Genomic DNA, 20604 nt, shown 5'->3' with positions numbered 1-20604 from the left:
CCAGCTAGGGGGTGCAAATCCACAGTGGTCCGAAAACGATACCGTCGTCGCAACCTCTCATACTGGCGGTTGCGACGACGGCTGGAATCCAAGGTGTGAATGTTCGGTGGGGCGGGCCTACGGTCCGTCATACCCCAATCACATTGCAATACAACGTCATTCCGAACCCAGTTGCCCGTTTAATCGAGAGTAGAACGATGGTCGACGATGACTTTGCGAGCAAGGTCTGCGACCTTGACGTTCATCTCCTGAGAAGTTCGTATCAGGGTGTCGACGGCCTTGTCCTCGGATACTCGATGCAATGCCATCAACAGGCCGACAGCCTGGCCGATCTCACGGTTACTCGCCAGACCTCGCCGCAGCGAATCCGAATCCTCACCTCGCGAAAGTGCTGTGACCGCGACAGACGCGAAAGAAGTCAAAACGACCGCCTGGTCGGCTACGCCTTTCGAGAAGGCACCGGGTGTATCGGAGAAGAGGTTGAGGGCGCCAAACTTGCGACGGTCGACCATCAGTCGGAAACCCATCGACCCGCGGATCGGTGTCTCCGACACAGCTTTCTGCGCGAATTCGGGCCACTGATTCGGAGTCCTGAGATCGGATTCGAGTTGTGGGAGGGCCGTTTCGAGAGCGTCGATGCATGGACCTTCTTGCGTGGCGCGTTCCAGTTCGTCTGCGTAAGCGGCAATCTCGTCACTTGCAGCGACAGTAACGTTGGTCTTTCCCCGGCGCAGCATCAAGCTGGCATGATCACAACCAGGAATCAACTCGACAGCGGCCGAACAAATTGCGTTGTACACCTCGGCGCTATCCTCTGCGGAGTAGAGAATCTGTGCCAACGCCGCGAACACCGCTGCGGGTTCTTTCAGTGTGTTATCGAGCCCAGCCATCGCCATACACCTCAGGTCTTCCGTTCATCCAAACGTGCATCGAACGGTTCGAATTCTACGTTCTCGCTGTTCGCGGGCTACCGCAGCGCGGCTTTGCCGGGGGTGAGTGGTGTCTCGTTTGGCGCAGCGTTAAGCGCAGGCATCTCGAAAGACGCCTGCGCAGACTAACTTGTTGGGTTCGTGCTGGTGGGGCGCTCCGACCGAATGCGATCAGAGCGCCCCACCAGGGCAGCATTTATGTGGTGGTTCAATACCAGACTTTGCGGCCGCCCACCGCGCGGCCAGTGGTGCCGAGGAGTGTCAACACTGCGCCCACGACCACCAAGATGATGCCGATCGTGGTCAGAATGCTGATCGCGGTGAAGTAGCCGACCAATGCCAATATGATGCCCAGGACAATCATGGTGAATCCTCGTCTTTCGTTGTGCCGGAAGTTTCTTGATCTACGGATTGTGTAAACCGGGACCGATCTATCGGTTCACCGGACTCGGCAAGTGGTTGAGGTGCGGCTCAGTTGGTGAGCTTGTTCTTGAGATCGCTTGCAGCATCGGAGATGTCGTCGCCAAGCTGTTTGGTCTTGCCTGAAATCTGATCCTTGGTGCCTTCGGCGGCGAGGTCGTCGTTGTCCGTCCTGTGGCCGATCTTTTCTTTTGCTTCACCGATGAGTTCTTCGGCCCTGTGCTTTGCCTTGTCGAGGAAATCAGCCATGGTGATCGTGATCCTTTCGGGTAAGTGTTGATCAGCTTTGTTCTGTGCGTTACCTGCGACGTACGATTTGTCGGCCACGCTGATGGCTGAACCTCACATCGGATTCTCGTGAGCGAGTGCCCGGTAGCTCTTGGCGCCGGCTCGGTCCACTGCTGCTTTCACTACTGCAAAAATTGCTCCCTGCAGCGCTGCCGCAATCAGCACGTCTTTGCTCGACCTGCTGAGGTCTTGTGGATCAGGGGCCTTTTCGTTGTGTCCGATGCGCTTCCAGACCTGCTGGAACACCGCCCCGGCGGCGATCCCACCAATAACACTCGTTGCAAGTGAAAGTGGTCTGTACATTGCTTTGGACATTGCACTCATTGCGTGAATTCCTCTGTCTTTTGAGTACGGCTGTTTTCCGAATACCTGCGTCAAACAATCTGGATATGAATAACTTTCGTATATCTCCAGGCATTGCACACTGGGGGGACACCAAGCGTTCCCGAGGAACCGACCGACTCAACACGAGCTCTTGAAGCGCTGTACTACCTACTCGAGTTCATCACACGCGTGTTTGTCTGGATGCGGGTGGCGTCTCGTCAGAGGGACGCGATCGCTGAGGCGCCGAGCAATGTTCCCACCACAATCGAACCCAACAGCAACCGTTGCTGTAGTTGGAAGATGCGATGTTCGCGTTGCGGCATGGTTGGGGGTCCTCCTCACGTATCGGCGGTGGACGGGTTCGGTCGGTGGTATTCGGCCAGTCGAACCCGCGAGCAGTGGTGGGCTTAGTTTTGGCGAGCCTTGTCGGCTGCGCCGAGCTCCGTCGAGCTTCCTTCGTGCACAAGTCTTCCGCCAGAGTTCTCGAGGTGCGCTCGGACGAACCATTGGAATTTTTCCAGCTGAGCGCTCTGGCCGATCAACATGTCTTCGGTGATCGGATCGATCTTTCCGACGGATTCGATCGCTGCGCGGCAGTCGGTGATGACGCCGGTGTACACGAGGTCCAGTGCGGCGAGGTGTGCGGTTGCGTCGTCACGGCCGACTGAGTAGTCGTCCCAGGTGCGGTCGGCGGCGATGGCGCCGGCGGTGCCCTTGGGGGAGTTTCCCAGTGCAGCGATTCGTTCGGCGACGTCGTCCGCGAATCCGCGGACCAATTCAACTTGAGGATCGATCATTTCATGTACGCCGATGAAGTTCGGGCCCACGACATTCCAGTGAATGTGTTTGAGAGTCAGATGTAGATCGTTGTAAGCGCTGAGTCGTTCCTGAAGAACTGCGGCGACACTCGTGCCGTCTTCAGTGCTCAGTCCCGGAACCGTGAAATTTGACATGTGTCTTCCTCTCGTTGCAATCGCGAACTGTCTGCACCGGTCAAGTGCGGTAGTTGCGGTGTCACTAAAGATCGTGCCTGTCGATTCAGGCGACGCGGTCTGCCAATTCCTCCGATATGGGATCCCCGAACATCAGCGCGATTCGGAGCTTGAGTTCAGCCGTCGCCAAGGTGGAGCTTGCGGTGCTGATCTCGCCGCTCTGAGCGGGCGGGATGTCGATCGTCGTCATCTTGCTCCCGTGGTGGAGGGGTGTGTGCAGAGGGAATCGGGTGTACCGGTCCCCTTGGCGTCGTGCCCTGCAGACTCGAAGCACCCGAATGTGTGTTTGCTTCCGTAGGTATATGTCGTTCAAGGCGCCCTAAAATCTATACCAGCCGATGAAGATAATTGGCAACACGGAAAGTGTGAAAATTGACGTTCGAGGATTGCCTGAACGCCGCATTTGTGGCCTTGATCAGCCATTATGCCAACTATTTGAAAAATCGAAATCCGATGGACGTCGTCCACCTACATGAAACCTATGTCTCGGAAGTTAGATTCGATGCGCCTGGATGCTAAGGTCGTGTGGTCGCCGATTACGCCTGGGAGGTTTGCAGTGACATTGGAGTCTCAGTCACGTTCGCTGCGCGGCGTATACGGGATCTCGGTGATGTCGGAACTCTCCGGAGTTGGACCGCAGACATTGAGACTCTATGAGCGGCGAGGGTTGTTGACCCCCACTCGCACTGACGGCGGAACCCGTCGGTACAGCGAATCGGATCTGGACATGCTGACTCGCATCACGGCGTTGATCGATGACGGCGTGAATTTGGTCGGAATCCGGTTGATTCTCTCGCTGGAAGCTGAGAATTCAATTCTTGCGGCGCGGATCGCTCAGTTGAGCGAATCGGCTGACGGTCAGGCTTGATCTCCGAGGCCGTGGACATCAGCTGATGTCGACGTTTCGGAACGGCTGATGTCCCCGAAGTTTGCGTCGGCAACGATCTTGTTTCCGTCGGCTTCAAGGGATTCGAGCGCGGAATCGAAAGCGTCGATGAGCCATTGGTGGCTTGCTTCGGCGAGGAGTTGATCCGATTCACCGGCGATATTGCCCTGAATGAAACGAACCCTCCAGGAGTCGCTGGTTTCGGGTTCGTCAGTCAAGCCGAGGCGTGTATTAGTGGCGACGACGTAGCGGTTGTATTCCAGATCGACACGGATCGCGTAGTCGCCGGCCACATTGACAACGCTGGCGGGGCGATGGGTAGCTGCTGCCAACGCAATCAGCGCATCGTTGTATGTTTCGGAATATTTCACCGTAAGGGGCATGGCCTGCCTATCTGTTCGACGTGGCCGATGCAACATCGCATGGCCGGGGTGAAGGCAGCCCATCGCCGCAGCTTGACGAAGAACTGAAATTGATCCTATCCCAGTCGTGTGTTGCCCGATTCCGGCGGTATCGGGTGATCAGGGCTGAAGCCGCAGAGACGCTCGCGGGGCCCTGCGGTTACAGCTTGTTCGAGCATTCGACCGTGGGTTCTTAGTTGAGATTCGGATAGCGGTGGCTGATGGACGGATTCCGGCAATCTTTATTGCGCAGTGCCCGCTGTTAAAGGGTTGGCCTCGACATGTGATCGGACCGCGCGAAGGACAACGATTTCTTCCGTGCGATGCCCCACGGCAGGTAGTCCGCGGGCCTCGAACAAGCGTGCGGCGTTGAACGATAGCCCCGTTGCTGTGGTCGAGCACCGAAGCCGGCGGACCAAGTGGAGAGCGAGCACCAGACGCGCTTCCTGGTCACGTCCAGCCCGCATCGGGAGAGTCCGTCGCGGGCAGCTCGCCAGCACGCCGCGTGGAGTACTGCGTGGTCGACGATCGGCGCGGACTCGACTCGGCTGACTTGGGTTGGTGGCGCTCGGATTGGCCTTGGTAGCAGCAGGTTACGGATTTCGGGGCTGGGCGTTGATCGCTGGGGTCGTATGTGTGGTGTCCTTCGTAGTTGGAGTGCTCGTCATTATGAGGGGCCACCGTCGCGTCAAGGAACTCGAAGGTCAAGCGCTCTTCGATCAGGAAGGTCATTGAGAAGGACGACCACGACGTTCAGGTGAAACGGGAAGTCTTCCGCCCTGGTTTGAAGATTTCCCGGTGGGTAGATTGGATGTATGTGTGCACGAGGGAGAATGGGCGGGACCACACCGACCGTGCCGCATCCCCAGGACGTGCGCGGTCATCCGAAGTCACTGTGAAGCCAGTGGCTCGGACGTCTGTCCGAGGTAAGTCCCAACCGTCCGCACCCCGCCGATCCACCGAGCAGAATCGCACGCGTCGACCAGACCAGCCTCCACAGGAGATCACAGGCGAGCAGCCTTCGGAGGCTCCTCGCGGCCGAGTGGCGCGGTCGGTTGAAATCCGGGATGGGATGGACACGCTCGTCGTATCGCTGCGTCTCGTGGCCAAGCACTGGCGCAACCGAGTCACCCTCTCGAGATGTCGAGCTTTCGCCCGGCTGAGTCCGCGCAATCGAAAGCTCAGGCCGAGCCTTTGGTCGACGACGGTGACAGTGTGCGGGAATCTGAGGGAGCTACGTCAGAGTTCGCGCGGCATCGGGACTGGTTGTACGAGCTTTTGTCACGGAGAACTCGCTTAAACGGCGGAGATTGTCAGGGATCACGAGGAATCGAGATGGCTCGTGTCGCCGTGCCTGGACGCGAGCGGCGAGTGCGTCAGGCTCGGTGATGAGCCGGGGAGTGTTCTGCGCCCTATCGACTCGTAAGCTTCCGGCTCGTGCCGTGGCGGCAGTCAGTCTTCTTGTTCGGCGCGCTGGCGTGCTTCCTGGGCCCCGGCCTTGCCGCGAGCTTTCTCCGCGGCTGCATCTTTCTTGGCAACCTCACGCTGGGCATCGGCTTTGTCCTGCTGAGCCTGACCCTCACGGGTCATGCTGTCATTTCCGGTGACGGACCCCACTGCTTCCTTGGCCTTACCCTTGGCTCCCTCTACTACGCCTTTTGAGACCCTCTGCAGGTCCTGATTTGTTGTCGGACATAGCCATTCCTTTCCTTTGTTCAACTTCGGCTGATTCGCCTACAACTCGGCTTACCCGGCGTACTATGCGTCAAACTGACGGTGAAGCGCTGGTGGGTGCCACTGCACCGAGCGGTGCGGTAGTACCGGAGCGATTGCGGAATTTCCTCTGTACGGCCCGAGTCGACGTAGGAATCGGTCGAGTTGGTCAGTGATTTCGAAGCGAATCGATCAGCTCGCTCTTCTTCATCGAGGAGTAGCCAGTGAGGCCGATTTCCTTGGCGCGCTTCTTCAGGTCAGCTAGCGTGCGATCTTCGTATGACTCTGCCTGACCGCCCTTCTTGCTGACGTTCTTGCGTCCGCGGCTGGCTGCGGCGTTCGAGATGCGGGCTGCTTTCTCCTTGGAGTCGCCCTTCTCTCGCAGATCCTCATATAGTTCCTGGTCTTTGAGATGGGGATCGGATCCCTTGCGGGGCATGACGTTATTCCTCTCTGGTATCTCAACGTTCGTTTCGGGGTACCCGGAGCGGTCGCCGGAAAACCCCTCCTGCCTGTTCGTAGACCTCTCGTCCAGCTATCGTTAAATCCACGGCGGATGGACGATGCACATTGAAATATCCGATAGTGCCCTTGACGCCTCAGCACACTTTCAAGTCTCGGCACTACGGCGGCTATTGGCGGTTACGTTCACCCCTGCTGAGCATCGTTTCCTATAGGCCACGAGAAGGTTAGGCGTGATGCTGATCGGCGAACAAGTGGCATCCGCGACTTGCTCCTGTGAGTGCGTCGCGGACGCGTGTCGCTGGGGCGTCGTCTTCGCTCGATGCGACACGGAAGCCCTTCCGGAAGTTGTCGTCAGAAAGGGATAAGGAGGTCATTGACATGGACCGATACAAGATCACGATGCCCGACGGCTCCTGGACCGACGAATCGTTCGAGTCGGACAAGGACGCGATCAGTTGCGCCACAGAAGTTAATCTCGGGGTGAGCGACAACGTTGTCGTGGAACGATACGCAAAGAACGGGCACCTGATTCCTACTACCCAGGCCGGAGCCAGTCACGCTACCCGAGGGAAGAAACGTCGTCCGAGAAACTGATCCAGAAAAACCGCTCTTCACCGGGGAAGTGTTGCCCAACCAGCAATGGCCCGGTCAATCGATACCGGCTTCATCGCTGACCAGTGCGACCGCTTCGAATCGGTACGGTACACAGTGGCTCGCGAGGTCGACGTCGACCGATCAAGCGTGCGCCCCAATTCCGCTGGTGAACTCCCGGATCCGGCCCGCCGGCCGGTCAGATGCGAGCGGGGCGGTCGGGCCTCCGGCGCCAGTGCGTAGACCGTCGAAAAATTCTTGGAGAACCTCGGTCGGCGTGTAGGTGGGGAGCCAGCCGAGTTCGAGACGCGCGCGAGTGCAGTCCATCTTCGGAATCCTCATGACAGTGTCGAACAGACCCGGCGTCGCCGGTATTGCGTGTGCGTACCAGGCAGCTCGAATGCCCGTTCTGATCATGCGTTCGGGTACATCGATCAGCCGAGCGCCCAGCAGTTCTGCGACGGTTTCCATGTCGACCGGCGGATCTGCCGCCAAATTGAATGCTCCAGCGTGTGGGCCGAGTGCCGCGGCCACGTAAGCCGATGCAACGTCGGCCGAGTGAATTACTTGCATCGTCAATTCGGGTAGTCGTGGCAACACAGGGATCCACGGGCGTTTAACGAGGGAGCCGGGAAGCAGTGGGCCTGCGAACAGTCGTCGTTGCGCAGAGGCGGACTTCTTCTGAAACGTGAAACCGGGGCGCATACGCACAGTTCTGGTGTGATGGCGATCCTGAAAAGCGTCGAGACACCGCTCCAGATAGGCTTTTTCGCGCGGATAGGCAGCATCGGGCCATCCATGCGTCGGCCACTGCTCGGACACGGCGGGTTGTCGACTGCCCGGTGAGTACGCGCCGACGGACGAGGCATGTATCAACGCTGGGACTTCGGTCTCGGCGACGGCCTGGAAGACACGTATCGAACCCGTGACGTTGTTCTCCCATGTAACTTCCGGATGGTGCGTCGGTTGGAACAACCACGCCAAGTGGATGACTGCGTCAGCTCCTTGGAAGTGACGATGAAGATTGTCCTTCGAGACATCGGCAACCGCGAACTCGACTTTGGGTACCGTCCATGTGGTGGCCCGTCGGGACAAGCCGAGCACTGAGCCGACTGATTCGTGGGCGCTCAATGCTTCCACGACGCTGCTTCCGACGTTTCCGGTGGCACCGGTGACAACTATCCGTTTTCCGCTCATGGATCGGCGGTACCCCGAGGCGGGCTTGATGAACCATGACGTGCCCAATCGAGCACGTGAGCAAAAGTTGAAACTCCGTCTCGTGAGAATCACCCGTGCGAAGTGGGAGCCCGGACCCTTCCGCACGCAATGCCCGGGAGGCATTGTGCAGGAGCTCGTCGGTTCTCAGCGTGCAGTAGTTTCGCAGTTCGTCTGGGGTGATGCATGGCGCACGAGCAGTCGTATCGCATGTTCCACCGTCGCAGTGAGAACGGACTCCGGCGTCCCGGAGAATACGTGTTTCTCGGTCTCGGCCGTGCCGTGGTCGACGATTCCGAACCAGACAGTGCCGGGAGGTTCAGATTCTTGTGGATGCGGGCCACCCTCTCCGGTGACGGACAAGGCCAAAGATGCTCCCATCAAAGTTGCCACGCTGCGCGCCATGACGCGCGCGGCCTCTTCACAGACAACGGAGCCGTCCGGTACGTGGAGCACGGAATGCTTGACGGCACGGCTGTAGGCTACGACGCCACCGCTGAACCATGATCCAGCGTCCGATGCTTTGCCGAGGCGCGCGGCGATGTTTCCGGAAGTCAGAGACTCGGCAGTCGCTACAGTCAGACCACGTTCTTGTGCCATGACGGCCAGTTGCTCGCACAGTGCATCGAGATCTGCGTCGGTGGGAAGGTCCTGTAGTGGATCGTCGCTCATGGTCGTTCTCCTGTGCATTTGATATGCCGTTCGTCGAGTTTCTGAAAACAAAAACTCTGCCAGTGAAAGTCAGGATTGGTGTGACCCAGGAGGCTGCCCTGATACGAAAGGGTGACGGCGAAGTCAGGCCATTTCTTGGTTGACTCACACATTCGCACCAGGCTTCTACAGGAGCGTATTGCCAGGCCGTTCACCTCGTCGTGGGAGAGTGGAGACGTGGGTCGTCCGAGCGGAACACAGCATTGTGGGTTCCTCACCGGTGTCGGTAATGCGTGTGACCGAGACGTTGTCGCTACATCCGGAGTTCAACGACACAGCGTATGCGATCGCTTCTCGATCACAGTCGAAGATTGCTACCATCGACGTACCGTCCGGCAAGGTGATTCTGTAGTTTTCCATGATTGATGACACTTCTTCCGAGAGCAAGATTTGCATACCCGAAGCGGAGGCAGGCAAACGTATCGCTCGGCTCCGCCGTCACTGCTCGGTGTCGAGCGCGCGGTAGTCACGCCACCACTCGAGAATTCTATAACTAAGTATCAGTCGCGTCGGCTACTGCCATCCCCGCATGTACGCCGGTTGCAGGTAGTCAACTACCTCCTTGTTCAGGCGTTCGCCGGCATGACGACTGGAATCCCAGGTGGATACGGCGCGAGTGGTTTGCCACCGATACAACGGGGTGACTGTTCGCGGGGAATCATATCGGTACGTGAAAAAAAATGCATCGCGCGGAGAGATCACGGTGTCGAGTTAGAGATCGGCCGGTGCAGCCAATTTGATGTGCGGGTCGATCGAAAACGTTTGTGCCGCTGTGCAAGGCCGTTGAGAGCGTCCAGAAGGCGCCGGGTGGTCGAGCGGTCATCCGCCGTGGAGATCGCGGCCAGGATGCGGCGATGATTCCACATCGATACGCTGTTGTGCTCGAAGCCAATCCGAGCACCGGTATCCGAATGCTTCTGATTCGCTGATCGTCAATCAGGATTAGCATTGGCGGACCCAACTTCGACGACATTCCTGTCAACCGCACCCACGCCCCAGTCAACGACATACTTCGAGACGGATTCCACCAGGACAGAGTGCAGACGGGAGCCTGCCGTACCACCCCAAAACCCGTGAAGACATGTGTGACTGGCGGCTGTTTCGGCCTCGTGCCCGAACGCTAGTGCAGTGATTGCGCGCAAGGATATCTCTTCCACGCACGGCTGTCGCAGACAGAGTCGGTTCTGCTTGAATTGATGTATGTGCCGGTGGATGGCGTACTCGGGTGAGCCGATCCTCGCTGCGGATTTGTTGTTCCGCCCTCAACATTCGCTGATCGATCAGAGTCTGCACTCGCAGCTCGGCGCGACGACCACTAATGGTGACGGCTTCGGTCTGGGCTGGTACGGAGAAGGTACCGAACCGGCGGTGTTCAAGAGCATCGAGCCGGCCTGGAACAACCCGAACCTACGAGAGGTCGCGGGCCAGGTGCGCACACCTATGTTGTTCGCGCATGTGCGCGCCTCGACCGGAACTACCGTGCAGCGCAGCAACTGTCACCCGTTCCGGCACAGTCAGTGGTTGTGGATGCACAACGGTCTCGTGCGGGGCTTCCACGAGACCCGGCGCGAGTTGGTGATGGCGGTCGACCCGACCTTGTTCCTTGACATCGAGGGTTCCACGGATTCGGAAACTTTATTCTATCTGGCGCTGACGTTCGGCCTGGTCGATGACCCTCTTAATGCAGTTGCCCGTGCCGTCGGCTTCGTCGAGAAGGTCGGGCGCGCGCACGGGGTCGAGGCTCCGGTTCAGATGACCGTCGCGACCACCGACGGCGAAACCCTCTGGATATTCCGCTATTCCAGCGAGCGGCAATCAAGATCGCTGTTCTTCTCCACCGAAGTCGCGAAACTGCGCGCACTCCACCCCGACGTCGAGCTCCTGCACCGCCTCGGCGGTAGGTCTCGCATCGTGGTCTCAGAGCCACTTGGCGACCTCGAAGGCGCGTGGAATGAAGTTCCGGAGTCCTCGGCTGGGGTGGTCCGGCCTGAGGGTGGTGAAATCCGGCCCTTTGCGCCGATCTCGCCGACGTGAGTTCGGGCAGCGCCGACATCAATAGGGGCTCTGGGTGAGTTGCCTCGGCATCCGAATTCCGGGACGCGAAGTCGAGTACCTCGACCTTCGTAGCGGGAGCAGCGTGACATCGCAGCCGGTTGCTCGCTACGCGCGAGTCACGCTGAAGGCACGAATGAGGTGATTTCTCCGTTCCTATGACCATGTGACGGTGGGTTGAGGTGACGGTCAGTGATACCGACCTCCCCGCAGGTGTGAGGGTTGTGCATGTGGGTAGGCAACCAATGCAGAGATTCTGATAGTTGTCGATGTCGAAACCGCGAAGGAGTTGCTCGCATGACTGCACCACCTCCGGACCCGGATCCCACGAACACCCCTGATCTTGAACAAGGCGGTGGGGTAAGGCCTGGATCGACACCACCGGACTCGGGTCAAACCTCAGGCCTGTCGGCGCCAGAACCGCGCACCAGTCGAATGTTTCCCCCAACGGGGATCGTAACAATGATGGCTGTAGGTGTCATCGCGGTCGGGTTTCTCGTGTTTGCCGTTCTTCTGATACTCGACGTATTCGACTGATCGTCTGTGAGGGAGTGCTATGTCGCCGATCGGCCCGAGACCGAGAATTGCGACGGACCCACCCTGCGGACGGAACTCGGCTAGACACGGGTCAGCGCCTCACCTAGGTCGGTGCCGCTGCGGTTCTCGCCGGACATGCAGCGACGCTCCTGGCGTGGTTGCGTGAGTTTCTCGACAAGATTCTCGGCGGGCGGGACGGCGGTCAGGGGAGCGAACCCGAAGGTGGCCCGGATGGTGCGGTGCCGACACCCGACGAGCCCGCCCCGAGGCAGCCTCGCCCGTCCGCATTTGTTCCGATCGACGTGACCGTACAACGCTGATCAAATTTCGTCAGCTGGTACTCGGAGCCATTGCGGAACTCCGGACGATCCATGTCACGCCTCTTCGACCCACGTCCTTGACTGGTAGCGGATGAGACCCCACCCAACAGATTGCGCGGTGGCTCGACTCCGAGGCCGGTCGAACCCGGCCCGCTACGAACTTGTCATCGCCTCATTTCACGACGCCGAGCTTGCTGCGGAACTGGTTCGCGGCCGGGACCGCCTCATTGCCGTTCTGTGCGACCGTGGCTTGGCACTCTCCGATGCCACCGAGCTCGCAACCGCGCTCGACGGAATGGTGCTCGACGCCCTACTTCGGCGACTCCCGACCCACTCGGTCGACCCACAGCGCGTTATCGATCGGTTTCCGCTGAATCCACAGCATTAGGAGTCTTTGGCCACTGCACCAGACGCTTCTGCGCGCCACGGCGAGTTGAGAGAGGCAGGGGAGGTCCGCGGAAGAACGGGCGATATCAGTAGTCCTTGTCGGCAAAGTCGATCCGCGAAGACAACACATGCTGTGCGACTTGAATTCGAGGAGGTGTCCACATAATCGAACGCAATATGATCCGTGAACGCACCCAGGTCGGTCTCGCCGCAGCCCGGGCACGTGGCCGCACTGGGGGCATGCCGACGCCGATGATGTCGACGAGACCCTATTGTTGGTGGGCGTTGGGCCGATCGCAGCGTGTGCAGGCACAATCGGCGCCGTGTGGAAGCAAGTGAGTTGTTAGGGATTGAGCACCAGGTCATCGCCGACGTCCAAGGGCAAGGCTGGGACCGTGAGGCCGAGCGCCACCGGCGGATAGCCATGCGCATATCGGAATTGTTGAGGGGGACTGGCTTAGCCGGTCAGACCTCGCCTGGAATGAACGGTGTCTTCTGGTAGACGCAGTAGTTTAGCCAGTTGGAGTACAGCAGGTGTCCGTGGCCGCGCCATCGGTTGAGCGGGATGGCGGTGGGATCGTCGCCGGGGAAGTAGTGCGCCGGAGCTGGGATCGGCAGTCCTTGGTCGCTGTCGCGGCGGTATTCACGTGCCAGGGTGTCCGCATCATATTCCGGGTGACCGGTCACGAAGACCTGGCGGCTGTCCGCGGTGGCTGCCAAGTAGACCCCGGCCTCGTCGCTCACCGCCAACACCTCGACCTCACCGGTTGCCTCGATGTCGGCGGCGTGGACACCGGTGTGCCGTGAGTGTGGCGCTAGGAACTCGTCGTCGAACCCGGTGATGATCGGCGACCGCGCACCAGTGATCCGATGGGAGAATACACCGGAGATTTTCTGTGGGACTTCGTGTTTGCGGACACCGTAGTGGTGGTAGAGGGCCGCCTGCGCACCCCAGCAGACGTGCAGAGTCGACTGCACGGCGCTGCGGGCCCAGTCAAGGATCTTGGTCATCTCCGGCCAGTAGTCGACGTCCTCGAAGTCGAGTTTCTCGATCGGCGCCCCGGTAATGATGAGGCCGTCGAAGTGCATGTGGGCCACGTCATCGAAAGTTGAGTAGAACGATTCGAGATGCTCTGCAGAGGTGGTTTGCGAGACATGGCTGGCCATGTGCAGCAGAGTGATCTCGATCTGCAGCGGATTATTGCTGAGCAACCGCAGCAGCTGCGTCTCGGTGCTGATTTTCATCGGCATCAGATTCAAGATGGCGATCCGCAGAGGGCGAATATCCTGATGTCCAGCACGCTCGTCGGACATGACAAAGATTCGCTCCGCCTCGAGGATGGCCCTGGCGGGAAGATCGCGCGGCACAGTGACAGGCATTGCCCAGCAGCTTAGTCCGCGTCCGGTTGCCGGCAGCGATCGGAGCTTCAATAGCTCCAGCGGAGCGTCGCGAGAACAGTGTCGCAAGACGATCTGTCCACATAATCGAGCGCACGCTCATCCAGGAGTGCACGGCAGCAGGTTTGGCAGCGGCTCGAGCTCGTGGTCGTATCGGCGGGCAGCCTAAGCGAATTGACCTAGCGAAAGCTCGTATCATTCGTCGGATCTCAACCTAGTCGACAGAAGCTGAGGTGGCAGCGTTGCTTCGACCCCCACGGAAACGCGAAAATGGTCGTGTGGACAATGAATGAATGCCACGTTCAAGTCCTCTGTCTGCTTGGAAGTCCCTTCGCGAGGGCAACGAGCGTTTTGTCAACGACGCGTCCATTCACCCTAGCCAGGGAATCGCCGATCGCGCCAAACTGGTCAACGAGCAGCATCCCACTGCGGTTCTGTTCGGTTGCGGCGATTCACGTGTAGCGGCCGAGATCATCTTCGATCAGGGCCTCGGCGACATGTTCGTCGTGCGCACCGCAGGTCACGTACTCGACGATTCGGTGCTCGGTTCGATCGAATACGCCGTCGACATCCTTGATGTGCCGCTGATCGTCGTCCTCGGTCACGACGGGTGCGGTGCTGTGAAGGCAACGCTCGACGCCCTGGACCAGAATGCGGTGCCCGACGGTTTCATTCGCAGCGTGGTCGAGCGTGTTGCTCCGTCCATCCTGATGGGCCGCAACGAAGGCTTGACCACCGTCGACGAACTCGAAGGCCGCCACGTCGTGGAGACCGGCTCGTTGATCTTGCAGAGGTCCAGGATCATCGCCGACAAGGTGGACCAGGGTACGTGCGCGATCGTCGGTGTCACGTACACGTTGTCGGACGGTCGGATGCGCCTGCAGGGCACGGTCGGCAACGTCGGAGAAACCGCCACAGGCTTCGAGTCTGACGGTATCGACCACCGCGTCTGAACCGTTCCTCCAGAACTTGGATGGAGCGCCGGCGGCGATTCCGTCCGGGTCGATTCCGCTGCGCCTGGTCCGCCTTCTGCCCGTCACTCGGAGGGCGGGCTTCGAACTGCGTATCGTTTCGGATCGATGCTTATGGCTCACTGGCACACCGCGTTCACACGCTTGCCGCCGGTGGGCAATTCCCCCACATCAACGAACGAAACGCCCGCCCCGCCCCGGGATTGTTTCTTGATGCGTGTTGGTCGGCCGAGAGGTGCCAGCATCGGGGACAGTTCCGTCGACACGCATGGACTCGGACTGGACACGGCAACGATCGTGTAGCTGAAACTCGAATTTCTCTTCTCCCCGACGCGATGCGAGATGAAAGGTGCGGAGGTGCTCGGCGTGTGCGCTCTGGTGCTCGGCGTGTGCGCTCTGGTGCTCAGGCGCCCAGTGGGCATTGGATCATCCACCTCGGAGCGCCCGGGTCCGCGGTAAAGGACACCGGCGGGCCCGGAGCTATTCTCTCGACATCGGTTGTCAACGCACGTGTCGGTGGGGTAGTCCACCATGACGCAATGGACAACACACATCACGGTTTCAATTACATCGAGCTCGGAGCGATCGACCTTCCGGCAACTCGTGCCTTCTACGAAGCCGCGTTCGGTTGGGTCTTCACCGAGTATGGATCTCACTACGCCGGCATTCGCGCAGTCGATGGTGACGGCGAAGTCGGCGGACTGACCACGACACGAGCTCCTGGTGGGAACGGACCGCTGGTGTTGTTGTATTCCGATGATCTGGACGGGTCGGTCGTCGCGGTCGAGCAGGCCGGTGGAACGGTCAGGTCTGGACCGTACGAGTTTCCGGGTGGGCGCCGGTTCACCTTCACAGATCCGAGTGGAAACGAGCTCGGTGTCTGGTCCGAATCCTGACGGGCTACCTGCGGTTAGACGGAGCGACGTTGAACGATTCTGTGCGGCACCATGATTGGGTGTTGTGGCAATCTGTTCTGGGGAACGGTCTGGGTTGAGAGGCGTCACCATCGGTATTTCCGTGTCGGACCTGGAAGCGTCCAAGCGATGGTACGAGGACGTGCTCGAGCTCTCAGGGGTCGACCTCGAACCGGCTGATGGTGTCGTGGAGTACGAAGTTGGCGGATGCTGGTTGCGGCTCGGACAAGTGGCAGTCGACTCTGAGGTGGGCTCAACCCAAACCGTCACCGTCAGTCCAGCGAGTCGCAGATGGGTATGGCCGTGGTGCGATCAAATACCCGGGCTAGCCGCTGCGACGCCGAGCGTGCATCAACGGGAATCCTCCTCATGGGTTCCTACTTTCAGGCAGCAAGAACAGCGGGCAGCATACTGGCGTGTTACCGCTGCAGCCAGCTGGTGCTCGTTCAGAGTCCTTCCAGTGCCTCCGTCATTTTCTTCACGGTCTCGGGGGCAACCTTGGTCTCGAATCCCGCTTTCAGGAGAGGAGAGGCGATCTTCGCAGCGCCATTGAACTCCACGTGCGCGTGGTAGTCGATCTCGGTCGAGTTCGGACCCAGCGAGGTCAGTGTGATGTCATCGACGCTGCTCGCAGTTTTGTTCTTTCCTTCGAACACAACGTGAGTCGGCTCGTCGGCGACCAATGTGTATGTCAGTTCGGTAGTGATACCGAACAGAGTGGACACGTTGTGCCACTGGGTTCCCATTGCGATCGGGCCATCGGAGATCTGCCGGCATGTCTGGGTTCCCGGATCCCACGAGGGGGCGTTGGCGAAGTCTCGGAGGAACTCGGCAGCCTTTTCGATCGGCACCTCAGCGGTAAACTTTCGGGTGACGTCGACCATGTTGTATGCCTTTCCAGTAGAACCTCTCGGCACCGCAGATCAGATATCACCTATCCGTGCTGCAGACCCTGTACACAGGTGGAAACTATGTGGCCTTGCGCTTGAGCCATCCCCATACCGCAGTCGCGACAAACAGGATGACCCCCGATCGCCAACCACAGCAAACTCTTGACGGCGAACGGGACTGCACCCGTGCTCGGCAACCGAACCGGCTTGGAGTGCTAGCGGAAACGTCAATGACCCTCTTGGTCCGTGAGGCCCAAACCTTCAAGGCGCTTGACGCGTCGCCGTTCGAGGAGCACGGCCGATACCCCGCCTACCAGTGTCACCGCGCAGATTATCCCGGCGATCAGTGCCCATCCCTTGAATCCGTAACCTGCAGCCACCAAGGCTAATCCGAGTGCGGCGAGTGCAAGTCCGATGAGTATGTAACCGGGATAATTGCGTCCGTCCGCGATCCCTTCGCCCACGTGCGATCGATTGGTATGCGCGTCGTCAACCGGCAAGTTGTCTTTTGCCTCAGTCACTGTCTTCTCCGTTCTCTGAACCAGTACCGACTACGATCGTTGTCGGATGTCGGCGGTCGAACTGATAGCGCCATGTGAATACCGCAGCGCTGTTGTCGAACGGTCCCGAATATCACCCCGAAGCATCAATGGTGCCGCAATAGATCGATCAATTCTTCCTTGTGTAGCTGTGAATAGTTATGGAGGTCAAGTTCTTTCGCGCGATTCTTCAAATCCTTCACTGTCCAGTCTTCGTACGGCGGCGATTGGCCGCCCGACTTTCCGACGCTGGAACGTCCGCGATTCGCGGCAGCGTTCGATATGCGGGCAGCTTTCTCTTTGGAGTCGCCCTTTTCCCGTAGCTTCGAGTAAAGGTCTTGGTCTTGGAGTTGGGGCGGTGAACTCTTCTGTGGCATAGCGGACCACTCCTTGACGGTTGTGTATCACGTTTCGATGCTGGGCGAAAATGGCGCCTGAGCTGTGCAGGCGAGAGTGTTCCGACCTTTACCCGTCGTGCGGATCGGTTGCCGGGCCCTGCTTCGTGGCGCCGCCCTCATCGGACCAAGTTTGGTCGCTGGATGGGTCGGACTGCACGTCACTGTCCGCGTTGTCATGGTCGGGCCCTGAATCGGGCGTCACCGTCTCGACGTCATCGGGTGAATTGTCGCGCGAACCTGCTTGCTCGTCGATCATCGTGCCTCCTGGGGTCGTCTCGACAGGTTGGTCGAGGGGTGACTTTCGGGCCGCACCGGAAAGGGCAATCTGCATCCGTGGAAACAGATAATATCACGCATGGATGCAATGCTTGCTGTAACTCCTGATCGTGCGGGCGGACGTAGCATTGTTCGTTTCACCTGCACCGCACCCGTGAAAGGGCAGCGGATGCCCGCTCATCACTATTCGAACAGCTACTAACCGCAGAACGCTCGACTTTCGAGGAGACACCGATGTTAGTGCGACTGCCAGGCGTTTACCCGCCGCAAGAGGACACCTGGTTACTGGCCGGCGCGTTGGCAGGTGAGAACCTCGGACCTCACTCGCGCGTGCTCGACATCTGCACCGGGACGGGCGTATTGAGCCTGTGCGCGGCCGCAGCGGGCGCCGGCCATGTCACTGCAGTGGACATCTCTCGTCGAGCGTTGGCCACCACCTGGATCAATGCCCGTCTGCGACGGTATTCGGTTCGCGTGATGCGCGGAAATCTGACCGAACCTATACGGGGGCAGCTTTTCGACGTGATCGTGTCGAACCCACCGTATGTGCCCGCGCTCGATGACGTCTTGCCTACCCGCGGTGCCGAACGAGCGTGGGATGCGGGCGTGGACGGACGAATACTCTTAGATAGAATCTGCGTGCAGGCGCCTGCAGTGCTCGCACAGTCGGGGGTCCTGTTGATCGCGCAGTCTGTGCTCAGCGGAGTCGAGAAGACCCAGGCGATGTTGGAAGAACAGGGATTATCCGTCGAGATCGCTGACCGGGTCGAAATACCTTTCGGGCGTGTACTTTCGGCGCGTGCGGCACTTTTCGAGGATCGTGGACTCATCGATACCGGGCAGCGTACGGAAGAGATCGTGGTGATCCGCGCGGTCAGATGACTCTCGCCGGACGTTAGTTTCGCGCGGGTGAACTGCGTAGTGACGTCTCGCCTCGATCCCAACAACCGGTGATGTGCTCTGCCAACAGATCGTCGAACGCAAAGACAGCGTTGTGCCGTTGCGGTGGCACGGGAATTCCGCCCTTCTGTGACGGCACCCACAAGAAGGGGAAAGTTCGACGGCCCGGAGAGAAATGAACGCTCTAGGTAATCGGCCTGCCGCCGGTCACGCCCACTATTTCTCCGGTGGTGTAGCTTGATTCGCCCGACGCGAGGAACACGTATGCGGGCGCGAGTTCAGCCGGCTGTCCCGCCCTGCCGAGCGGCACGTTCTCTCCGAAGGTCGCGAATTTCTCCTTAGGCATCGTTGCCGGAATCAGAGGGGTCCAGATCGGGCCGGGGGCAACGGAATTCACTCGGATGCCCTTCTCTGCCACTTCTGCAGCCAACCCTTTCGTGAAGTCGATGATGCCAGCTTTGGTGGTTGCGTAGTCGAGCAATTCAGGCGACGGGTCGGCACCCTGAATAGATGACGTGTTCACGATCGTCGATCCGGGCTCCATAACGGCGACGGCACTCTTGCAGAGCCAGAAGAGGGCGTACAGGTTCGTCTTCATCACACGATCGAACTGCTCGGACGTGATATCGGCGATACCGCCCATCTGGACCATTTGAAACGCTGCATTGTTGACGAGAATGTCCAGACCGCCGAGTTCTTGCACCGCTGTCTGTACCAGTGCGGAACAATGCTCTTCGGAACGTATATCGCCGGGCATCGTGATCGCCTTTCGGCCGGCTTCCTCGATCCAGCGGACCGTCTCACGTGCGTCGGATTCTTCCTCGTCGAGGTAGCTCACAACCACATCGGCGCCTTCGCGAGCGAAGGCGATCGCTACTGCGCGTCCAATGCCCGAATCCGCGCCGGTGATGATCGCGCGCCTTCCGTGGAGGCGTCCGCTACCCCGATAGGTGTGTTCCCCGTGGTCCGGGGTGGAGTTCAATTCGTTGGTGAGGCCAGGGTGCGCGATCTCCGGTTGCTGTTCACGTGACGGAGTGGGGTATTGCGTGGTGGGATCCTGCATTGCGTATTGGTCGGGCATATTCATCCTCCACTTTCTGATCTCAGCTCGTGCGGTGTCTACGAGCTTGTGCAGTGCCGACGAGCGGGGGCGAGACCGCGTTCTGAACTCGGACCGCCCTCCAGGGTGGGACAGCTGCGGTGCCTTCGGGAATACCCACTGGAAGGCACGACGAACAACTCGGCGACTGCGGCGCGGCTCGGGCGCAGACAGAGTGGCTTCGCTACTCGGCCCGGCTTCGCTACCCGACAAGTCGGGAGGCCGAATCGAGCTCGGGGATTCGATTCAGAACATGCATATAATTTGTACCACAAGCGATAGATATTCTTTCACGTCCCGGTTTGATCTGGATTCGAAGCCGGTCCCTGACAGGCCTCGCGGACTGCAGGCGCGCGACGCACTGAACTGCAAGCCCGTGACGCAATGTCAGTGGCGCACTCTCCCTCATTCAGGCGGATTGAAAGCGTCTGTCGCGGCACGGTGGTGCAGATCCGTCACTGTCTCGATTTGTTTCGAAACCAGAGCATTGAGTTCGCGATATTGTTCCTCGGTCTCGCCCGCCGGTATGTCGCGAAGCACTTCCCACATCGCGCTCTTGCCGCACAGTGCGGTTCGCATGACCTCGAGGGCGGCAAGGCGCACGAGACGGCGTTGCCACAACACGTCGATGTGGACGAGTCGTCTCAGTCGATTCAGCCCCGCGTCGATCTGCCGATAGCGCGGTAGTGAAATCTCGTGTGTGTCTTCGATCAGTTGCAGCAACTGCCCGATTTCGTATTCCAACTCACTCGGCAGGGAGTCCAGACGCCCCTCGGCCCACGATCCGTAGGAATCTGCGAGAGATCTCGCGAGTTGCAGGCCCAGCATCGCGCCGCAAAGGTGTGCTACCAGGTAAACCGTGGCGGCGTGTTCCTCGGACGATCGAGATCGATGGCCGATCATGTGACCCTCCCAAATGTGGCGCGATGGATCATGCAGTGGACGTTGTCCTGCTCATTGGGTCTCGCTGTCACATACTCGTTTGCAG

At 59.5% G+C, this 20604-nt stretch carries 28 protein-coding genes and 1 pseudogene; 11 read left to right on the top strand and 18 right to left on the bottom strand.

All coding sequences use genetic code 11. The features are described 5' to 3' along the window. Window positions 1–179 precede the first annotated feature (179 nt). The 6 genes from MTX36_RS21190 to MTX36_RS21165 form a co-directional block, all read right to left on the bottom strand. Window positions 180–896 carry a GAF and ANTAR domain-containing protein gene (locus tag MTX36_RS21190; protein WP_374230515.1) on the bottom strand — a complete coding sequence of 239 codons (717 nt, stop codon included), beginning with the start codon at window positions 894–896 and terminating at the stop codon, window positions 180–182. 241 nt (window positions 897–1137) lie between these two features. Then, window positions 1138–1293, bottom strand: coding sequence for a DUF6131 family protein (locus MTX36_RS21185; protein WP_169633592.1), 156 nt, complete (start codon window positions 1291–1293; stop codon window positions 1138–1140). Window positions 1294–1400: 107 nt separating this feature from the next. After that, entirely contained in the window at window positions 1401–1676 is a 276-nt protein-coding gene (locus tag MTX36_RS21180; RefSeq protein WP_374230514.1) for a CsbD family protein, read from the bottom strand. Between the two features lie 15 nt (window positions 1677–1691). Beyond that, window positions 1692–1961: a DUF4235 domain-containing protein gene (locus MTX36_RS21175; protein WP_243621662.1), complete on the bottom strand. Its 270-nt coding sequence runs from the start codon at window positions 1959–1961 to the stop codon at window positions 1692–1694. A gap of 407 nt (window positions 1962–2368) precedes the next feature. After that, window positions 2369–2914 carry a Dps family protein gene (locus tag MTX36_RS21170; RefSeq protein ID WP_243621661.1) on the bottom strand — a complete coding sequence of 182 codons (546 nt, stop codon included), beginning with the start codon at window positions 2912–2914 and terminating at the stop codon, window positions 2369–2371. An 85-nt stretch (window positions 2915–2999) separates the two neighbouring features. Then, entirely contained in the window at window positions 3000–3143 is a 144-nt protein-coding gene (locus MTX36_RS21165) for a hypothetical protein (RefSeq protein WP_243621659.1), read from the bottom strand. A 366-nt stretch (window positions 3144–3509) separates the two neighbouring features. Between MTX36_RS21165 and MTX36_RS21160 the strand changes: the two genes are divergently transcribed. After that, window positions 3510–3821, top strand: coding sequence for a MerR family transcriptional regulator (locus MTX36_RS21160; protein ID WP_243621658.1), 312 nt, complete (start codon window positions 3510–3512; stop codon window positions 3819–3821). On the opposite strand, the gene MTX36_RS21155 is transcribed toward MTX36_RS21160, so the two are convergent. Further along, the gene (locus tag MTX36_RS21155) at window positions 3812–4222 is read right to left on the bottom strand and encodes a hypothetical protein (RefSeq protein ID WP_243621656.1); all 411 of its coding nucleotides are present in this window, start codon (window positions 4220–4222) and stop codon (window positions 3812–3814) included. The two genes, MTX36_RS21160 and MTX36_RS21155, sit on opposite strands and share 10 nt — an antisense overlap. A gap of 579 nt (window positions 4223–4801) precedes the next feature. On the opposite strand from MTX36_RS21155, the gene MTX36_RS21150 reads away from it, so the two are divergent. Beyond that, window positions 4802–4975, top strand: a complete 174-nt coding sequence (locus MTX36_RS21150; protein ID WP_243621655.1) for a hypothetical protein — start codon at window positions 4802–4804, stop codon at window positions 4973–4975. A gap of 717 nt (window positions 4976–5692) precedes the next feature. On the opposite strand, the pseudogene MTX36_RS21145 reads toward MTX36_RS21150, so the two are convergent. Together MTX36_RS21145 and MTX36_RS21140 are read right to left on the bottom strand one after the other, a co-directional pair. After that, a pseudogene (locus MTX36_RS21145) lies at window positions 5693–5936 on the bottom strand (CsbD family protein). A gap of 186 nt (window positions 5937–6122) precedes the next feature. After that, window positions 6123–6392, bottom strand: coding sequence for a Rho termination factor N-terminal domain-containing protein (locus tag MTX36_RS21140; protein WP_243621654.1), 270 nt, complete (start codon window positions 6390–6392; stop codon window positions 6123–6125). 404 nt (window positions 6393–6796) lie between these two features. Between MTX36_RS21140 and MTX36_RS21135 the strand changes: the two genes are divergently transcribed. Next, window positions 6797–7012 carry a hypothetical protein gene (locus tag MTX36_RS21135; RefSeq protein ID WP_243621652.1) on the top strand — a complete coding sequence of 72 codons (216 nt, stop codon included), beginning with the start codon at window positions 6797–6799 and terminating at the stop codon, window positions 7010–7012. Between the two features lie 141 nt (window positions 7013–7153). On the opposite strand, the gene MTX36_RS21130 is transcribed toward MTX36_RS21135, so the two are convergent. Next, window positions 7154–8206: an NAD-dependent epimerase/dehydratase family protein gene (locus tag MTX36_RS21130; RefSeq protein WP_243621651.1), complete on the bottom strand. Its 1053-nt coding sequence runs from the start codon at window positions 8204–8206 to the stop codon at window positions 7154–7156. 165 nt (window positions 8207–8371) lie between these two features. Next, on the bottom strand, window positions 8372–8896 hold the full coding sequence (locus MTX36_RS21125) for a CinA family protein (protein ID WP_243621650.1): 525 nt from the start codon (window positions 8894–8896) through the stop codon (window positions 8372–8374). Window positions 8897–9164: 268 nt separating this feature from the next. On the opposite strand from MTX36_RS21125, the gene MTX36_RS29945 reads away from it, so the two are divergent. From MTX36_RS29945 to MTX36_RS21110, 4 genes are all read left to right on the top strand, one after another. Beyond that, window positions 9165–9287: a hypothetical protein gene (locus MTX36_RS29945; protein WP_279394877.1), complete on the top strand. Its 123-nt coding sequence runs from the start codon at window positions 9165–9167 to the stop codon at window positions 9285–9287. Window positions 9288–10147: 860 nt separating this feature from the next. Next, window positions 10148–10969: a class II glutamine amidotransferase gene (locus tag MTX36_RS21120; protein WP_243621648.1), complete on the top strand. Its 822-nt coding sequence runs from the start codon at window positions 10148–10150 to the stop codon at window positions 10967–10969. A 315-nt stretch (window positions 10970–11284) separates the two neighbouring features. Then, the gene (locus MTX36_RS21115; RefSeq protein WP_243621647.1) at window positions 11285–11524 is read left to right on the top strand and encodes a DUF6480 family protein; all 240 of its coding nucleotides are present in this window, start codon (window positions 11285–11287) and stop codon (window positions 11522–11524) included. Between the two features lie 438 nt (window positions 11525–11962). Continuing rightward, a complete protein-coding gene (locus MTX36_RS21110; protein WP_243621646.1) occupies window positions 11963–12232 on the top strand; it encodes a hypothetical protein in 270 nt (89 codons plus the stop codon). Between the two features lie 464 nt (window positions 12233–12696). Here MTX36_RS21110 and metA read toward each other — a convergent pair whose 3' ends face one another. After that, entirely contained in the window at window positions 12697–13611 is a 915-nt protein-coding gene (gene metA / locus MTX36_RS21105) for a homoserine O-succinyltransferase (RefSeq protein ID WP_243621645.1), read from the bottom strand. Window positions 13612–13922: 311 nt separating this feature from the next. On the opposite strand from metA, the gene MTX36_RS21095 reads away from it, so the two are divergent. Next, window positions 13923–14582, top strand: a complete 660-nt coding sequence (locus MTX36_RS21095) for a carbonic anhydrase (protein WP_243621643.1) — start codon at window positions 13923–13925, stop codon at window positions 14580–14582. A gap of 557 nt (window positions 14583–15139) precedes the next feature. Continuing rightward, window positions 15140–15496, top strand: coding sequence for a VOC family protein (locus tag MTX36_RS21090; RefSeq protein WP_243621642.1), 357 nt, complete (start codon window positions 15140–15142; stop codon window positions 15494–15496). Window positions 15497–15960: 464 nt separating this feature from the next. Here the strand turns inward: MTX36_RS21090 and MTX36_RS21085 are convergent, their stop codons facing one another. From MTX36_RS21085 to MTX36_RS21070, 4 genes are all read right to left on the bottom strand, one after another. Next, entirely contained in the window at window positions 15961–16398 is a 438-nt protein-coding gene (locus tag MTX36_RS21085; RefSeq protein ID WP_243621640.1) for an SRPBCC family protein, read from the bottom strand. 233 nt (window positions 16399–16631) lie between these two features. Then, the gene (locus tag MTX36_RS21080; protein ID WP_243621639.1) at window positions 16632–16925 is read right to left on the bottom strand and encodes a hypothetical protein; all 294 of its coding nucleotides are present in this window, start codon (window positions 16923–16925) and stop codon (window positions 16632–16634) included. Between the two features lie 125 nt (window positions 16926–17050). Further along, window positions 17051–17320 carry a Rho termination factor gene (locus MTX36_RS21075; RefSeq protein ID WP_243621637.1) on the bottom strand — a complete coding sequence of 90 codons (270 nt, stop codon included), beginning with the start codon at window positions 17318–17320 and terminating at the stop codon, window positions 17051–17053. A gap of 88 nt (window positions 17321–17408) precedes the next feature. Further along, complete coding sequence (locus MTX36_RS21070; protein WP_243621636.1) at window positions 17409–17597, bottom strand: PI-type proteinase; 189 nt, start codon at window positions 17595–17597, stop codon at window positions 17409–17411. 254 nt (window positions 17598–17851) lie between these two features. Between MTX36_RS21070 and MTX36_RS21065 the strand changes: the two genes are divergently transcribed. Together MTX36_RS21065 and MTX36_RS21060 are read left to right on the top strand one after the other, a co-directional pair. After that, entirely contained in the window at window positions 17852–18499 is a 648-nt protein-coding gene (locus tag MTX36_RS21065) for a HemK2/MTQ2 family protein methyltransferase (protein WP_243621634.1), read from the top strand. A gap of 71 nt (window positions 18500–18570) precedes the next feature. Next, complete coding sequence (locus MTX36_RS21060; protein ID WP_243621633.1) at window positions 18571–18696, top strand: CDGSH iron-sulfur domain-containing protein; 126 nt, start codon at window positions 18571–18573, stop codon at window positions 18694–18696. A gap of 5 nt (window positions 18697–18701) precedes the next feature. Here the strand turns inward: MTX36_RS21060 and MTX36_RS21055 are convergent, their stop codons facing one another. After that, entirely contained in the window at window positions 18702–19598 is an 897-nt protein-coding gene (locus tag MTX36_RS21055; protein ID WP_243621632.1) for a glucose 1-dehydrogenase, read from the bottom strand. A gap of 423 nt (window positions 19599–20021) precedes the next feature. Beyond that, complete coding sequence (locus MTX36_RS21050; protein WP_243621631.1) at window positions 20022–20519, bottom strand: hypothetical protein; 498 nt, start codon at window positions 20517–20519, stop codon at window positions 20022–20024. Window positions 20520–20604 lie beyond the last annotated feature (85 nt).

It is taken from the genome of Rhodococcus sp. ARC_M6, assembly GCF_022810305.1.
Classification (GTDB): Bacteria; Actinomycetota; Actinomycetes; order Mycobacteriales; family Mycobacteriaceae; genus Rhodococcus_F.
Note: the sequence above shows the minus strand (reverse complement) of the source record. Positions and strands in the feature narration are given on the sequence as shown.

What these genes read in the sequence shown, in the direction of transcription:
- MTX36_RS21135 (WP_243621652.1), top strand. Translation starts at nt 6,797, where the DNA reads ATGGACCGATACAAGATCACGATGCCCGACGGCTCCTGGACCGACGAA.
- MTX36_RS21090 (WP_243621642.1), top strand. Translation starts at nt 15,140, where the DNA reads ATGGACAACACACATCACGGTTTCAATTACATCGAGCTCGGAGCGATC.
- MTX36_RS21170 (WP_243621661.1), bottom strand. Translation starts at nt 2,914, where the DNA reads ATGTCAAATTTCACGGTTCCGGGACTGAGCACTGAAGACGGCACGAGT.
- MTX36_RS21175 (WP_243621662.1), bottom strand. Translation starts at nt 1,961, where the DNA reads ATGAGTGCAATGTCCAAAGCAATGTACAGACCACTTTCACTTGCAACG.
- MTX36_RS29945 (WP_279394877.1), top strand. Translation starts at nt 9,165, where the DNA reads ATGCGTGTGACCGAGACGTTGTCGCTACATCCGGAGTTCAACGACACA.
- MTX36_RS21055 (WP_243621632.1), bottom strand. Translation starts at nt 19,598, where the DNA reads ATGCCCGACCAATACGCAATGCAGGATCCCACCACGCAATACCCCACT.
- MTX36_RS21165 (WP_243621659.1), bottom strand. Translation starts at nt 3,143, where the DNA reads ATGACGACGATCGACATCCCGCCCGCTCAGAGCGGCGAGATCAGCACC.
- MTX36_RS21075 (WP_243621637.1), bottom strand. Translation starts at nt 17,320, where the DNA reads ATGCCACAGAAGAGTTCACCGCCCCAACTCCAAGACCAAGACCTTTAC.
- MTX36_RS21115 (WP_243621647.1), top strand. Translation starts at nt 11,285, where the DNA reads ATGACTGCACCACCTCCGGACCCGGATCCCACGAACACCCCTGATCTT.
- MTX36_RS21050 (WP_243621631.1), bottom strand. Translation starts at nt 20,519, where the DNA reads ATGATCGGCCATCGATCTCGATCGTCCGAGGAACACGCCGCCACGGTT.
- metA (WP_243621645.1), bottom strand. Translation starts at nt 13,611, where the DNA reads ATGCCTGTCACTGTGCCGCGCGATCTTCCCGCCAGGGCCATCCTCGAG.
- MTX36_RS21130 (WP_243621651.1), bottom strand. Translation starts at nt 8,206, where the DNA reads ATGAGCGGAAAACGGATAGTTGTCACCGGTGCCACCGGAAACGTCGGA.
- MTX36_RS21190 (WP_374230515.1), bottom strand. Translation starts at nt 896, where the DNA reads ATGGCGATGGCTGGGCTCGATAACACACTGAAAGAACCCGCAGCGGTG.
- MTX36_RS21060 (WP_243621633.1), top strand. Translation starts at nt 18,571, where the DNA reads ATGTGCTCTGCCAACAGATCGTCGAACGCAAAGACAGCGTTGTGCCGT.
- MTX36_RS21155 (WP_243621656.1), bottom strand. Translation starts at nt 4,222, where the DNA reads ATGCCCCTTACGGTGAAATATTCCGAAACATACAACGATGCGCTGATT.
- MTX36_RS21095 (WP_243621643.1), top strand. Translation starts at nt 13,923, where the DNA reads ATGCCACGTTCAAGTCCTCTGTCTGCTTGGAAGTCCCTTCGCGAGGGC.
- MTX36_RS21085 (WP_243621640.1), bottom strand. Translation starts at nt 16,398, where the DNA reads ATGGTCGACGTCACCCGAAAGTTTACCGCTGAGGTGCCGATCGAAAAG.
- MTX36_RS21140 (WP_243621654.1), bottom strand. Translation starts at nt 6,392, where the DNA reads ATGCCCCGCAAGGGATCCGATCCCCATCTCAAAGACCAGGAACTATAT.
- MTX36_RS21125 (WP_243621650.1), bottom strand. Translation starts at nt 8,896, where the DNA reads ATGAGCGACGATCCACTACAGGACCTTCCCACCGACGCAGATCTCGAT.
- MTX36_RS21065 (WP_243621634.1), top strand. Translation starts at nt 17,852, where the DNA reads ATGTTAGTGCGACTGCCAGGCGTTTACCCGCCGCAAGAGGACACCTGG.
- MTX36_RS21120 (WP_243621648.1), top strand. Translation starts at nt 10,148, where the DNA reads ATGGCGTACTCGGGTGAGCCGATCCTCGCTGCGGATTTGTTGTTCCGC.
- MTX36_RS21070 (WP_243621636.1), bottom strand. Translation starts at nt 17,597, where the DNA reads ATGATCGACGAGCAAGCAGGTTCGCGCGACAATTCACCCGATGACGTC.
- MTX36_RS21185 (WP_169633592.1), bottom strand. Translation starts at nt 1,293, where the DNA reads ATGATTGTCCTGGGCATCATATTGGCATTGGTCGGCTACTTCACCGCG.